This window comes from Bacillus thermozeamaize, assembly GCA_002159075.1.
GTDB classification, from domain to species: Bacteria; Bacillota; Bacilli; order ZCTH02-B2; family ZCTH02-B2; genus Bacillus_BB; species Bacillus_BB thermozeamaize.
The window spans coordinates 1-14,868 of sequence record LZRT01000077.1 but is presented as its reverse complement, the minus strand read 5'-3'; the positions used below and the strand labels follow the sequence as shown (position 1 = coordinate 14,868).

Genomic DNA, 14,868 nt, shown 5'->3' with positions numbered 1-14,868 from the left:
TTGTGTTATCATGGGAGTGAGCCATCGGTAATTCCTCCTGTTATGAAGGTTTTCGTCGACTTAATCATAACGGAATTACCATGGCTTTTGTTTATTTCTTTTGTTGCATTTGATTTTACAATGAACCAACTGTGAAGTAAAAAAGGGTACAACGTAAATGGCTTGTTTATATGGTGGACTTAAATTATTCTTATAGGTTAGAATGATGTGTAAATTATTAAGAACATCACGAAGACTAGGAGGGGAGGCAATGGAAAGTGTTGCGGTAAAAAAGTTCGATGATTTTAATGTATTGGACAAAGAACTAGCTAAATATTGGGAGTGTTATTCTATTGATGGAAAAATTCCCGATAAACATCGATCGGTCATTTCATCATCTTGGAGCAGGTGCAACCAGTACCGGACGGATTTATTAAAAGAGCAGGCAGATCTGCTTTTTCAAGGGGAACAATTGTTTGAACTCAAGGAACGAAACCAATTGTTGCTCAAAGTGGCCGAGCCTTACATGGAGCGGTTGTTTAACTACTTCCATGATGAGCCATACAGCGTGGTGTTGGCGGATCAATCCGGTGTGATCCTCGATGCAAAGTATAATCAACAGATCCTGCGTCTGATGGAATGGCGCCGTTTTTGGCCGGGTTCAGTTTGGACGGAGAAATTGGCAGGGACCAATGCGATCGGAACTGCGATTGAAGAAGGGAAGCCGGTCCAAATTTTCGCTGCGGAGCACTTTTGCAAAGGCTGGCACGACTGGGTGTGTTCCGCGGCTCCCATCCGCGACCCGCTTTCCAGACAGCTCATTGGTGTTCTTGACATGACGGCAAGAAAAAATTTCGTCCAAGCGCATGATCTGTATTTGGTTTCTAGTTATGCTTATAAAATTGAACAAGCGCTGGCCTCACGTTTCGTGGAAGAAAACATGTCCTCCTTCCGAACACTTTTGGATACGATTAGTGAGCCCCTGGTGATGTTCGATCTTGAAGGAAAGATTACCCGTTGCAATCAGCAGGCCCGATCGCTTCTCTATCTGAGGAGCGGTGATCGTTTGTTCGAGCACTTTCCACTTCTTGAGAAAGTGTGGGCGCAATGTCCTGAAAAAGGGTTGAAAGAGTTGGTCGATGCCAAGGATGACAGCCGCTGGTTAGTACATGTGCACCCATATCGGGTAGGTAGTCGTTTGCTGGGTGGGATGGCCGTCTTTCACAGGCAGACCAAGGTGAAACGTGCGAAACAACCGGCTGTCGTCAGGTACCGGTTTGACCAAATATTGACCTGGAATCCGCAAATGCAGTCGGTGACGGAACTGGCGAAGCGGGCGGCGTTTACCGATCAAAATGTGCTCATCATCGGTGAGACGGGAACGGGAAAAGAAGTGCTGGCCCAATCGATCCACGCCCATGGCTTACGACGGGAATCGCCTTTTGTCGCCATTAATTGTGGTGCCATTCCTTCGCACCTGATTGCCAGTGAATTGTTTGGTTACGAAGAAGGGGCTTTTACTGGCGCAAAAACCGGCGGCAGTAAAGGGAAATTCGTGCAAGCGGACAAAGGTACGATTTTTCTCGATGAAGTCGGCGAACTCCCGCTGGAAGCACAGGCTTATCTGTTACGCGTATTGGAGGAACGACAAGTCATGCCGATCGGGGGCTCTCAACCGATCCCCGTGGATGTGCGGGTAATCGCTGCTACCCACCGGAATCTTTGGGAAGAGGTGGAAAAAGGGAGATTCCGCGCCGATTTGTACTACCGGTTAAACGTGATTACGTTGCACCTGCCGCCTCTCCGGGAACGAAAAGAGGATATCTTGCTCCTGGCGGAACACTTCTTGGAGTCAGCCAAATCCCATCCGATTCGGCCGAAGTTGACTGCTGAAGCTGCCCACATTTTGAAAGCGTATTCATGGCCGGGGAACGTCCGCCAGCTAAAAAATGCCATGGAACAGGCGGCCTTTCGTTCTGAGGCAGGCATCATTGGGGTGCAAGAACTGCCACCGGAAATTCGTTCATCTTTCCCTGTTTCCCCAGTGAAAGCGGAAGGCTGGAAGCGACGTCGGAGAAAAAAATTGGATAAGGACACCTTGCTTTCGGTTTTGAAATACAATCAAGGGAACATCAGCAAAACTGCCCGGATGTTGTCGGTGTCCCGCATGACCATTTACCGAAAATTAGAGGAATATGGAATTGAGATTTGACCAATCCATATGTGGTCAACTGTCACTTTTGTCACAAATGTTACGTGACATCTGAGATAGAAATCTTCTTAACAAAGAGGATTTCTATTTTTTTGTTTATTTTAAAGAGTACAGTTTTCGGCGAAATTACGCGATTTAACAGCGTCAAAATGAGACAAAGTTCTTCGTTCCGGATGTTGTTCAGTGTTGGCACCATTTTTGCTTGAATCCAAATGATGAGAGCGCTCACATTGGCGTGGCATTCGCGAGACTTGAGGAAAGGAGTTGGCAAGTTGAGCCTGTTCATCACGATTGATAACGGAGGTACCTTTACCGACATCTGCGTGTTGGCTGAAAACCGTATCGTTCGGGCAAAAACGCTGACGACGCCCCACGATTTGACCCGCTGTTTTATTGATGCCCTGCGGGCAGCCGCAAAGGAATTGTACGGAGATGCCGATATTGCCCGATTGTTAAAGGAAACGGATACGATCCGCTATTCTACGACGGCCGGGACGAATACGATCGTGCAGAAGAAAGGTCCACGTCTCGGTTTAATCCTCAGCAAGGGGATGAGTCCTTCTTTACTGCAAATGTCGGACGAGGAGAAGGCGATGTACGAAGTGATGGTGGGAGAGCGTGTCGGTTACCTCGACCCCACCCAAGATCAGGCGGCGTTGGAAAGAGAAGTGGTTACTGTGGTGAACCAATTACTCTCTCAAGGAGCCAGCCGTTTGGTGGTCAGTTTTCAAAGCGCAACATTAAAGGAGCATGAAAAGCTTGTCAAACGGATCATTCTTGACAAGTACCCACGCCATTTGCTGGGGGCCGTGCCAGTGTTGTTTTCCCATGAGTTGGTGGAAGATGACAACGATCATCACCGCACATGGAGTGCATTAATCAATTCGTTCTTACATCCGGTAATGGAGCGTTTTCTTTACAACGCTGAAAAATTCCTCCGCAGTTATGGCACCCGGAAACCGTTATTGATTTACCACAATGACGGCAATTCCACCCGTGTTGCCAAAACGACGGCGATTAAGACGTATGGCTCCGGACCGCGCGGCGGAATGGAAGGAGCGAAAGCGTTGGCCCGGCATTACCAATTGCCGGCGGTGTTGACCATGGACATCGGCGGGACGACGACGGATATCGGCTATGTGGAGCAAAGTGTGGTAAAGGAGAAGCTGCACGGGGAAGTGGAAAAGATTCCTACTTCTTTTGCCATGAGCGATCAGATCAGTGTTGGTGCGGGTGGGAGTTCGGTCTTTCGCGTGACAGATGGTCGTCTACAAGTGGGACCAGAAAGTATGGGGGCTGCACCGGGACCAGCCTGTTTTGCCCGGGGTGGTCAGGAAGCAACCATAACAGATGCTTATCTGCTGATGGGAGTCCTTGACGGTGCTTCTTACTTTGGTGGCCAGATGGCCTTAGACAGCCGACGGGCCCGCGACGTCATCGCGGAAAAAGTGGCTGGACCCCTGGGGTTGACCCTGGATGAGGCGCTATTGGAAATGGAAAAAGTTTACTTGGAAAAAATTGGGCAAGGCTTGTCCACCTACCTGACTGATGCTGCCGGTACAACCTTGTTAGCTTTTGGCGGGGCGGGACCGATGAGTGCTTGCGGTGCAGCACAGATCGTCGGTATCCGTCAGGTGCTGATTCCGCGATTTGCGGCTGTCTTTAGTGCTTTCGGCATTAGTTTCAGCGACATTGCCCACGAGTACCAGGCCACTCTTCTGGATTGGGATATTCCGTTGTTGGAGGAAAAACTGGCGCAATTGCGCGAACGGGCCGAACGGGACATGTTTGCGGAAGGCTATTCGTTGGCAGAGTGCCACTTGGAATCCCAGCTTATTCCGCTGGCGGAAGAAGGGACGCATGTCAAACGGATTTCCTTGGACGATGGTGAGCAGCTCAAACTGCTGGAAGGGAAGCCCTGCCGCCTTTATTTGAATGTGACAAAACCAATCCGGCACTTTATGTTCCAAGATAAAGGGCACGTACAGGAGAAGGATATTTCATTGCCTGCGCCCGTTCGACAACAGTCAATCCTCCATCCGGACGGACAGGTGAAGGAAGTTCCGGTGTATCGTTTCGACAATTTGCCGCCGGGGGCAAAAGGAAGGGGCCCGGTTTTGCTCGAAGATCCGTTGTTTACTTGTCGTGTGCTGGACGGTTGGTCCTATACTGTGAATGAAAATGGAGACCTTTTCCTGTGGGATGAAAGGGGAGACTAAAATGAAAGTCGCAATGACGGAATATTTGGCTATTGATTTGGAAAAAGAGATGTGGTGTTGCCGTCGTTGTGACCGGGAACTGATTTCGGCGCAACGCAACTACAAAGAAGGGTTGCTGGTTTATGCCCGCGATCCCCGGGAGATTCACCGTCCAATTTTGGATCCGCAAAAGTATGCGTATACATTTGCTCCGGATCCGGATTGGGTGCAGATTGTGGAATATTACTGTCCGGGTTGCGGGACAATGGTCGAGGTTGAATATTTGCCACCGGGACACCCGCCATTGCACGATCTGCAGTTTGATATCGACGCGTTAAAAGAACGGCATCTCGGAGCAAAAGGGGGAATGGGCAAATGAAGCGGATCAGCGTAGATATCGGTGGGACATTCACCGACTGTTTTCTCATTTGGGATGAACATCAGCTGGAAACCAAGGCGTTAACCACCCACCATAACTTGGCGCTTGGATTTATGGAGGCTTTGGAGCAAGCAGCCGGCAAGTTGGCACTGAAAGTGTCGGATGTCCTGTCGCAAGTGGATTCGGTGCGGTATGCAACGACGTTAGGAACCAATACACTGTTGGAACGAAAAGGTCCTGCTGTCGGATTGTTGACCACCGCCGGTTATGAGAGTTCGGTACCGCTAAGCCGGGGGCGTGGATACGGTGATGGATTGACACCTCAGGAACAGAGTGATCTGGCTTCGGCCAGGAGGCCGGAACCGCTTGTTCCTGTAAACATGATTGTTGGCGTGCGGGAAAGGGTGGATTACAAAGGGCAGGTATTAATGCCACTGGATGAAGAACACCTTCGCTACCAGATACGCCGGTTGGTGGATCGCGGTGCTCAGGCTTTTGTCGTGGCGCTCGTCAACTCGGTGGTCAATCCGGTGCATGAAAAGCGGGTTGAAGAAATTATTTTGGAGGAATATCCTTCTCACATGCTGGGCGCCATGCCTGTCATCCTCTCCCATCAAGTGGTGGGACGGAAAGGGGAATACACCCGGGCTACGGCGGCCATCCTCGATGCCTACTTGCACGAGCAGATGTACCATGGCCTCTCTTCGCTGGAAATGACCCTGCGGGAGAACGGTTATCAAAAACCGATGTTGGTCGTCCACAACACCGGCGGCATGGCTCAACTCAATTCGACCCATGCGTTGCAGACGATTCATTCCGGGCCGACTGCCGGTGTCAACGCGGCGGAACGGTTGGCAGAGGCCTTTGCGGAAAGCAAGTTGCTGGCCATGGACATGGGTGGGACCAGTTGCGACATCGGCATCGTGGTGGGAGAGGGGATCAAATTTTATGAATTTAACCCGGTGATTGACCGCTGGCTTATCAATACGCCCATGCTTCATTTAAAGATCATTGGAGCCGGGGGCGGTTCCATCGCCCGTTACGATCGGTTGTTCAATGCAGTGGAAGTCGGGCCGACCAGTGCTGGTTCGGATCCGGGACCGGCTTGTTACGACCGCGGAGGAATGGATCCGACGGTGACCGACGCTGATCTCATCCTGGGTTACCTTGATCCGGATAATTATGCAGGGGGTTCGGTGAAGCTGAACCGCCGACGGGCTGAAATGGCCATCCGTGAGAACATTTGTGAAGAAATGGGTATTTCCTTGGTAGAAGCGGCCAAGCAGATCAAACAAAAGGTTGATGCGAACATGGCCCACGCCATGTTTCAGGAGTTGGGCGTGAAAGGGTATGACCCGAAGGATTTTACATTGCTCGCGTATGGCGGCAACGGTCCGTTGCATGCTTGTGGGATCGCGGAAGTGTTGGGGATGAAAAAAATCCTCATTCCTCCCTTCAGTTCCATCTTTTCCGCCGCTGGCGTCGGGATGATGGATCAGTTGCATATTCACGAACGGAACGTGTACATCAACATTTACGATGCCAATACGAGGCGCATCTTTGATCAATATGACCGGTTCAACGCCATCGTCGAGGAACTGGAGGAGGCGGGCAAAGCAGATCTTTTAAGGCAGGGGATTAACGAGGCCGACATCCGATTTCGCTTGGAACTGGACATGCGTTACGGCAATCAAATCGCCGAGACGTCTGTCATCAGTCCGGTGCGCCGACTTCGTAATCTGGAAGATGTGTTCGGTCTCATTCAGGCGTTTAGCGACAATTACGGCGAACGGTTCGGGGAAGGGAGCCAGGCGCCGGAAGCAGGTATTCGCATCACGGTCATCCGGGTCATCGCCTATGTGGAATTGGGCTCCATCCGCTTTGAGAAGCTTTTTGCCGAAACCGGGCATTCCGTCCAGCCGCTTCGCATGCAAATTTGCCATTTTGTGTATCTGGACGAAGCTGTGGAAACGCCGGTTTATTCACTGGATCAATTGCATCCCGGCACTGTCCTGATGGGTCCGGCCCTGGTGGAGTCACCGCGCACCACTTACTTGGTGGAGCCGGGGTGGCGTTTGGTGATTGGCGCACAAGGTTCGGCTCTGATGACCCGGGAAGATTGAAGGAAAAGGAGTGAGGGATTGATGAAAGACCGTGAACAGCAGTTGATTGAACAATTTTTGGAGGATACGAAACTGTTTCTCGGGCCCGATCCGAAGATTATGTACGATCACGGGTTGGCGCCAGTTACAGAGCGCGAAAAAGAAGCGATGGCCAAAGTGTCTGACGCGACCATCAGCATCGTCCGCAGTCGGTTATTGGCTTCGGCGAATGAAACGTTCGAGATGTTGGAAAAGATTGGTGCGGCACCGGGTGCCAAGTGGGGGGATTTGGTCACCGGTTTTTATACCGCGAGCGGTGATTTGTCGTTGGCTAGCGCCTCCGGGGTTCTGGGATTTTGCACCACGGCGCAATATGCCGTGAAATATACGTATCAGTACTGGTTAAATGAGCCGACGGTGGGCATCCGGCCAGGAGACGCATTTATGCACAATGACGCCCGTTACGGTGGAATTCACAACGCAGACCACAGCATGATGCTGCCGATTTTCCATGACGGCGAGTTGATCGCCTGGGCCGTGGTGGTCGTGCACGAAGGGGAGAATGGGGCGGTAGAGCCGGGAGGCATCCCTTCGGCGGCTGAATCCAAGTTCATGGAAGGGTTGATGATGCCCCCGTTTAAGGTGGCGGAAAATCACCAGCTCAAGAAAGACCTGGTCACGTTTTTGCAAAACTCGGTCCGCGAGCCCAAACTGCAGTTGCAGGATATGAAGGCAAAACTGGCGGCCTGTCTGCGGATGAAACTCCGGATGGAAGAGGCGATTGCCGACTATGGGGTGGACGCGGTCATCGCCACTTTGCGCAAGACACTGGACGACACCGTGGCAGAAGTCCGGCGCCGCTTGCGCGAATGGCCGGATGGGACCGTTCGCGCTATGGCCATTGCTGACGGAACATTGCGGGAAAATGTCCTGATCAAGACCATGGTCGAAATGACGAAGAGGGGTGATGAGCTCCATATCGATCTGTCCGGCTCGTCTCCTGAATTTGCGAACCGTTCCAATAACACCATCATTGTCGGTGCGAAGACAATCATTACCGTTTTGCTCTTGGGATACATTTGGCCCGACTTGCCACGCAACCAAGCCGTGATTGCGCCGTTCAAATTTACCGTCACTCCGAGGTCGATCTTTGATAGCTCTTATGAAACGCCCAATGCCCAGAGTATGATGACCATCTTCCCGTTGTTTACGGCAGCCCAAATTGCTTTTGCGAAATTTTTGTATAGCTCGAAGAAATATACAAAATTGCTGGCCCCTTGGTACAATATGATTGTCACCTTCCTGTATGGCGGGATCACACAAAACGGGGAGATTGTCGGCAACATTTGCGCCGATTTGAACGGGATGCCGGGCGGGGCAAGGGAAGATATGGATGGCGAACACGCGGTGGCACCGTTGTTTGCTCCCATGGCGGAGCAAGGCGAACAGGAACTGTTCGAAGAGGACATCCCCATCATCCAGCTGTCGCGGCGGATTATGAAAGACAACCAAGGTTTTGGGAAATACCGGGGCGGACATGGTTACCACATGATTGTGTCGGTCAAGGACACGCCCTACTGGGGATTGATGTCCACCACCATCGGTTCCAAATTCCCAACTATTTACGGCTTGTTTGGAGGTTATGGTTGTCCGACGTATCCGCTGGCCAAGATCAAGGGGATCAACATTTTCGAAAAGCTGCAGCAGGAACCGGAGAAGTTTGCCTACACCATGGAAGAGCTGCTCAATGAGCGGCCTTACCCGGAGGCGACCTACGAGACGTACCACCGGGGGATGGTCTTTGAGTTGGTGAAGGAAGGCGAGCTGTACCTTTTGACCCAGGGGGCGGGTGGCGGTTATGGCGATGTGCTGGAACGGGATCCCGACTTGGTGATGAAAGACCTGGAAGAAGGATTGATATCGGATTATGTCGCTCAGAACATCTACCGGGTCGTATACGATCCCGAGACGCTGGTGTTGGACCGGGAAGCGACGGAGAAAGCCCGCCAAGAGGAACGTCAGGCCCGTATCCGGCGCGGCATGACGTATCAAGAGTTCGTCAAACAATGGGTGACGGAGGAACCACCGGCTCACCTGCCGTGGTACGGAAGCTGGTCGGATAAACATGTCATTTATGCCGGTTCGCCGGCGGCAAAGATGTCGGCAAATGCCATTCAACCGGTCTATTTGCCCGATCCGAAAGACGTGCAAATCATGCAACTGAAAGCCAAATTACAGGAACTGGAGCAACAATTAAAGGCAAACTAGAGGGGATCCGTGATTCTTTTGGGCGTTCTGACCAGGGAGGGATGACCAATGTGGCTGGATCGGTTGGGGGGGAGTGGCAGGATCTGGCTGGATTATCTTGATTACGCACAGCGTTTGTTTATGCGCGAGGAACAAGAAATCTGGCTGGATGCGGCACGTTTTTTGTCTGTATTTTCACAAGGTCAGCAATTGCTTCAATCCGATGTGTTGAGCGTGCCGCTGATGCCCTTTTTTACGTCGTGGGTACGGAACCATCAAGAGCAGGGCAAGGAATGGCACGGGAAGAAAGCGACGTTTGTCTTGCGGAAAGTGATGGCGCTTGAGGAACCGAAGGAAATTCTCTCGGAAGTGCTGACGGGGATGAACAGCCTTTTTCCGGCGACACCGATTGTGCTGTATGTGGATGCGCCACGGAAGTGGGTCAAACAGATGCGTGCGTTGGATTTTTTGCAATTGAAAGATGTACAGTATGGCGGGGAAGTTTCGGTTGACGATCAAGATGCGGTTGCGATGATTTTGGCTGATGGTCTGCGGGCGTTTGCTGGCCAACCGGTTACCGGGGTTGTTTTGCGGGAGACGGAACCGCCGGCCGTTGTGGCGGAGTACGTGACCCTTTACCAACCGATCTGGAATTTGGCGGACCATTACAAGTGGTTGAAAGGAATTCAGTTGCCGAGCACTCCCGATATGCAGTGGTCGTTGGGAGATATGGTCCATTTTGCCTTGTTTCCGGAAGCGACTCTGGAGCAGGTCGCGGCCGCTTCGTCGGAAGGGATGCCTGTCGGGGGAGGGTTGAATTCGGCGTTTTGGACGTCTGATGTTGAGCCGGTGCCCTCCGGTGTGCCGCTGACCTTTGGAAGCATTCCTGCCGATGCGGAGCCCGAACGGGTATTGGAACGGCTTAGCCGGTTACGGACAATCATCGGATGAAACCGAGTTGTTGGAAGCGATTCTTTGAAACAAGGAGGAATGTGCCAGTGAGCCATAACTTGTTGACCGTCAAGGCGATCTTTGAAAAAACGTTGAAATTGCACGGCGATAAGACAGCGTTGATTCACGAGGGAAAAACGGTCAGTTATCGGGAATTGCTTCGGGCATCGTACCGAGTGGCGCAAGCGATGGTGAAGCGGGGGGTGAAGCCCAACACCCGCGTCGCGTTGATCATGTCCAATTGCGTTGAGTATGTGATGAGTGACATGGGTCTAAATTTCGCCGGCGGAACAAAGGTTCCGTTGAATGACATGCTGGGGGAAAAAGAGATTGCCTATATTCTCCAAGACTCTGGCACGGAGATGGCGATTATCGGAAGCAACTTTTTTGAGATTGTCTCGCGAATCAAAGGGCAACTGCCGCAATTGAAGCATCTTGTGGGCGTGGCCCCGGCGGCGGAGTGTCCGGAAGGTTTTCTGCCTTGGGAGGCGTTTCAAGGGGCCGAGCCGGAGATGCCTGTGGATGTCCAGGTGTCTCCGGAAGACATGGCCATCATTGCCTATACCGGTGGCACGACCGGGTTGCCCAAAGGAGTTGTTCATTCCCAACAAAATGTGGTTCTGAACCTCTTTTCCCACATCATCGAAATGGGGTTGCAAGACGACGAGCGGATTTTGTTGATGTCCCCGCTTCCCCACAGCGCCGGTGTCGTCCTGCAGGCTGGCCTGTTGAAAGGGGCGACCCACTATATCGAGCGATCCTTCAATCCTCAGTTGGTCCTGGATCGGATTCAGGAAGACCGGATAACGTTTACTTTTATGGTCCCGACCATGATTTACAGGGTGATGGATCAAATTCAAGGTCGTACGTACGATTTCAGTTCTTTGCGGACCATTTTGTACGGGGCTGCACCCATTACCGTGGAACGATTGAAACAGGGGCTGGAGATTTTTGGGCCGGTCTTTATGCAACTTTATGGCCAAACCGAGGCGCCAAATTTTATTACCCGGTTAAGCAAAGAGGATCACCGCACCGACGAACCGTATGTCCACCGATTGCGCAGTTGTGGCAAGCCGGTCTTGATGAGCCAGGTCCGGATCGTGAATGATGAGGGACAAGAAGTTCCACGGGGTGAACAGGGGGAGATTGCTGTACGGACGTTGTATAACATGATCGGTTACTACAACAAGCCGGAGCAGACGTCAGAGACCATTTTCGACGGGTGGCTGCACACCGGTGATGTGGGGATGATGGACGAAGATGGTTATGTCTATTTGTTGGATCGGAAAAAGGACATGATCATCAGCGGAGGGATGAATGTTTATTCGACGGAAGTGGAAAACGCCATTCAAAAGCATCCCGGCGTGAGCCAAGTGGCGGTGATTGGCTTGCCTCATCCGGACTGGGGCGAAGCGGTCACGGCCATCATCGTTCCCAAGTCTGACTGGATACCGTCAAAAGAAGAGATCACCGAGCTGTGTGACAAGGAATTGTCCAAGTATAAGCGGCCCAAGGAGATTTACTTTACGGAGTCCTTGCCTCTTACACCATACGGGAAGATCGACAAAAAAGTATTGCGCAAGCAGTATTCGGAAAACAACGGATGACTGAGGCTCAGGGGATGAACAACATGGGGATGAATCAAGCAGTTGTCATCGGTGTCGGGATGACCAAGTTCGGCAAACATTTGGAGCGCAGTTCGCAGGAACTGGCGAAAGAGGCGTTGGATGCTGCGCTTGCAGATGCGGGAATAGAATGTTCTCGTATTGAAGCGGCTTTCGTGGCCAACGCAGCTGCAGGATCTATCTGGGGACAAGAAAACATTCGCGGGCAAGTTTTTCTCAAGGGTAGCGGATTGGAAGGCATTCCGATCATCAATGTGGAAAACGCATGCGCCAGCGCTTCCACCGCTTTTCAATTGGCAGTGCAGGCCGTGATGGGTGGACAGTATGAGACTGTGTTGGCCATCGGCGTTGAGAAAATGTTCCATCCAGACAAGCGGCGTACCTTTCGCGCTTTTCAAGGAGCCGTCGATATCGAGGAATTGGTATCCGTTCCCGGCGGAGGAATGAAAGACAACCAGAGCATGTTTATGGACATCTATGCCTCAGAGGCCCAACGCCACATGGATTTGTATGGAACCAAAGTGGAAACGTTTGCTCAGATTGCGGTTAAGAACAGTCGGCATGGCAGCCTCAATCCCTATGCCCAATACCGCACCCCCCAGACACTGGAAACGGTGTTGCAGTCCAGAATGATCAGCGAACCGGTGACGCTTTTGATGTGCTCACCCTTGAGCGACGGAGCGGCGGCTGCCATCATTTCGACGGAACGAACGGCCCGCCAGTTGGGAAAAAAACCGGTGTTTGTCAGTGCGTCGGTGATCTTGTCAGGAGATCCGCAAGCCATTGAACAAGGGATCAGCAATACGGAACGAGCGACCAAAAAGGCCTACCACCAAGCTGGGGTGACACCAGAAGATCTGGATCTGGTAGAGTTGCATGATGCCTGTGCACCTGGGGAGTTGTGGGCATATGAACATCTGGGGCTTTGTCCGCCCGGTGAAGGGGCGAAGTTGGTGGAAAGCGGAGCCACCGCTTTGGGAGGAACAATTCCTGTCAATCCCAGCGGTGGTCTGATCTCAAGAGGACATCCAATTGGTGCGACAGGGCTCGCTCAAATTGCTGAAGTGGTCTGGCAACTCCGGAGAGAGGCTGGTCAGCGCCAAGTGGACGGCGAGCCACGTGTCGGTTTGACGCATAATGTAGGCGGCTATTTGTACGGAGATACGGCAGTGGTGTCGGTGCATATTTTGACCAGATGATTGGTCAGATGAAGCAGGTATAAAGAAGGTAAAAACAGAAAAAAGCCTGGAGACGCTTTTCCAGGTGATTTTCATGTGCTCTTGGGGGTGTGGTCTGTAGTGTGAAAGTTCCGAATGGGGACTGGCGCGCTTGCCGTTAGCTGAGAGCAAGGTTTCATTAGTGAGGTGGAATCTGGAGAGCCTTGGACTTTCTACAGTCCTTTTGATTCGGGGTTAAGACCAGGTCAGATTCAGCGGAAAGTGGATGATTTTTTTGAAATGAAAAAAGAAAGCATGACAAATCCTTCAAGGTCGCCACCGTCCTGCATGTTATAGAGAAAGGCTAAAAGGCTCCCATGGGGCTAAAGCCCTTGGGAACCTCCCTGCCATGCTGAGTCGCTGGGTATATGAATATACAAAGCTCGTGGGGAGGAAATCTTTTTTGGTAACGGTGTGGCCATTCGCAATACCGATTGGGAACCAGAACGTCTGCAAAAACGTTTATAAAGAACTGGAGATGGAGGACGAGATCCTAAAATAATTTCAGGCAATCTGGATGGAGGTAGAGAAATCAAGAGTGCCAATTTATTCGAAAAAACGCCCGAACGTACTAGGTAGTAGGCGTTCTCAATAATGCTACTGATGAAAATAAAAGAAATGCAGGCGAGCCTATGCTCAAAGCCTATTCCTTCCTTCTCTAACCGACCAAAGAACAAGCGCAACAGAGTTGGCGCGCCATTGGGTGCTGCCGATTTGTTTATTATCACTTCCTTGCTCGCTGTAAGAAAGTTTATATCTCATCAGGAACGCAACCGTGCGTTCGGATCGGCAGGGAAGGGACTATCTCGAATTTACCCTGTCTGACCAGTTAGGAGAGATTTCCGCCAGGCTTTGGGAATGTACCACGGAACAAAAGGAGATGTTGACGGCCGGCAAGGTTGTTGGCTTAACGAGACGGGTTCAGGAGTGGCAGGGGCAACTGCAACTCATTGTGGAGCGGATATGGCTGGATGACACCGTCTCGCAAGCCCAACTGGTCAAAGGGTCGCCTGTTGCGCCCGTAATCCTTTGGCAGGACGTTATTCGCCGTGTAGAGGAAATCGCCGATCCAAATCCGCACTTTATTGTCCACCATTTTAAACGATTATCGTGAACAGTTCTTAAGATGGCCCTCAGCCAAAGGAATGCATCATGCCATTCGTGGCGGTCTTATCTATCATGTGGTTAAGATGCTAAGGCTGACCGACAGGGTGTTGAATGTCTATTTTTTTTAAATCGTGATTTGTTGTATGCAGGCGTCATTCTCCACGACATCGGCAAGTTGCTTGAAATGGATGCGGATGAAAATGGTGTAGTCCGGGACTACACAACCGAAGGAAAAATGCTTGGCCATATTGTGCAGGGCATCAGGCTGGTGGACAGATATGCCGTCCGCTTGGGATTGGATGAGGAAACAATAATGCTGTTGCATCACATGATTTTAAGCCATCATCACAAACCTGAATGGGGCAGCCCGAAACCGCCCATGATTCCGGAAGCGGAAGTGTTGCATTTCCTGGACATGATAGATGCAAGAATGTATGCGATTAGCGAGGCCTTGTCCAAAGGGAGCGGGGAATTCACGGAACCAATCCGGAGCATGGAAGGCCGGAGGATGTATGTTGGAGCGGGATGATTGTTTGGTACCAATACCATAACAAAAGCCAGCTTATGTGAGCCTCACCACGTTAAAATTTAGGTTTAGGTGGTGAGGTTCATATCACTTTTGAAAATTCGGGATGGCTTCTGGGGATCGGAGCACTGGTATTGAAAAAATAACCATTCTTTAATGTAACGTTGTTAAGGTGTTCTGAATTCTTGAGGAAAATTTGATGACGTACAATAGTTTGTGTAAATAAGAAAGGTAGGGTATCCTCGGAATTGGCAACTATTCCACAGAGAGGAGTAACCCTACCTATGGATAGTGTACACAATACCGAGATTCTGAATCAACTGGA

9 protein-coding genes and 1 pseudogene are annotated in these 14,868 nt (G+C 51.3%); 9 read left to right on the top strand and 1 reads right to left on the bottom strand.

Annotated features, from left to right (window positions below; genetic code table 11):
- The first annotated feature begins 250 nt into the window (after window positions 1–250).
- Window positions 251–2,191, top strand: coding sequence for a hypothetical protein (locus tag BAA01_09940; protein OUM87297.1), 1,941 nt, complete (start codon window positions 251–253; stop codon window positions 2,189–2,191).
- 40 nt (window positions 2,192–2,231) lie between these two features.
- Here BAA01_09940 and BAA01_09935 read toward each other — a convergent pair whose 3' ends face one another.
- Entirely contained in the window at window positions 2,232–2,477 is a 246-nt protein-coding gene (locus tag BAA01_09935; protein OUM87296.1) for a hypothetical protein, read from the bottom strand.
- Here BAA01_09935 and BAA01_09930 point away from each other — a divergent pair.
- From BAA01_09930 to BAA01_09895, 8 genes and pseudogenes are all read left to right on the top strand, one after another.
- Window positions 2,464–4,410, top strand: coding sequence for a hypothetical protein (locus tag BAA01_09930; protein ID OUM87295.1), 1,947 nt, complete (start codon window positions 2,464–2,466; stop codon window positions 4,408–4,410). The two genes, BAA01_09935 and BAA01_09930, sit on opposite strands and share 14 nt — an antisense overlap.
- Window positions 4,394–4,768, top strand: coding sequence for a hypothetical protein (locus BAA01_09925; protein OUM87294.1), 375 nt, complete (start codon window positions 4,394–4,396; stop codon window positions 4,766–4,768). Before BAA01_09930 ends, BAA01_09925 begins: the two co-directional genes overlap by 17 nt.
- The gene (locus tag BAA01_09920; GenBank protein OUM87293.1) at window positions 4,765–6,891 is read left to right on the top strand and encodes a hydantoinase; all 2,127 of its coding nucleotides are present in this window, start codon (window positions 4,765–4,767) and stop codon (window positions 6,889–6,891) included. The genes BAA01_09925 and BAA01_09920 overlap by 4 nt, the downstream gene beginning before the upstream one ends.
- A 21-nt stretch (window positions 6,892–6,912) precedes the next feature.
- On the top strand, window positions 6,913–9,138 hold the full coding sequence (locus tag BAA01_09915; protein ID OUM87292.1) for an acetone carboxylase subunit alpha: 2,226 nt from the start codon (window positions 6,913–6,915) through the stop codon (window positions 9,136–9,138).
- 48 nt (window positions 9,139–9,186) lie between these two features.
- Entirely contained in the window at window positions 9,187–10,068 is an 882-nt protein-coding gene (locus BAA01_09910) for a hypothetical protein (GenBank protein OUM87291.1), read from the top strand.
- A 41-nt stretch (window positions 10,069–10,109) separates the two neighbouring features.
- Window positions 10,110–11,675, top strand: coding sequence for an AMP-dependent synthetase (locus tag BAA01_09905; GenBank protein ID OUM87290.1), 1,566 nt, complete (start codon window positions 10,110–10,112; stop codon window positions 11,673–11,675).
- Window positions 11,676–11,704: 29 nt separating this feature from the next.
- A complete protein-coding gene (locus BAA01_09900) occupies window positions 11,705–12,892 on the top strand; it encodes a hypothetical protein (protein OUM87298.1) in 1,188 nt (395 codons plus the stop codon).
- A 778-nt stretch (window positions 12,893–13,670) separates the two neighbouring features.
- Window positions 13,671–14,546: pseudogene (locus tag BAA01_09895) on the top strand (hypothetical protein).
- The last annotated feature ends 322 nt before the right edge of the window (window positions 14,547–14,868 follow it).

Bases quoted from the DNA above. Each gene is read 5' to 3' on its own strand.
- BAA01_09925 (OUM87294.1), top strand. From the start codon at position 4,394: ATGAAAGGGGAGACTAAAATGAAAGTCGCAATGACGGAATATTTGGCT.
- BAA01_09915 (OUM87292.1), top strand. From the start codon at position 6,913: ATGAAAGACCGTGAACAGCAGTTGATTGAACAATTTTTGGAGGATACG.
- BAA01_09940 (OUM87297.1), top strand. From the start codon at position 251: ATGGAAAGTGTTGCGGTAAAAAAGTTCGATGATTTTAATGTATTGGAC.
- BAA01_09920 (OUM87293.1), top strand. From the start codon at position 4,765: ATGAAGCGGATCAGCGTAGATATCGGTGGGACATTCACCGACTGTTTT.
- BAA01_09935 (OUM87296.1), bottom strand. From the start codon at position 2,477: ATGAACAGGCTCAACTTGCCAACTCCTTTCCTCAAGTCTCGCGAATGC.
- BAA01_09910 (OUM87291.1), top strand. From the start codon at position 9,187: ATGTGGCTGGATCGGTTGGGGGGGAGTGGCAGGATCTGGCTGGATTAT.
- BAA01_09900 (OUM87298.1), top strand. From the start codon at position 11,705: ATGAATCAAGCAGTTGTCATCGGTGTCGGGATGACCAAGTTCGGCAAA.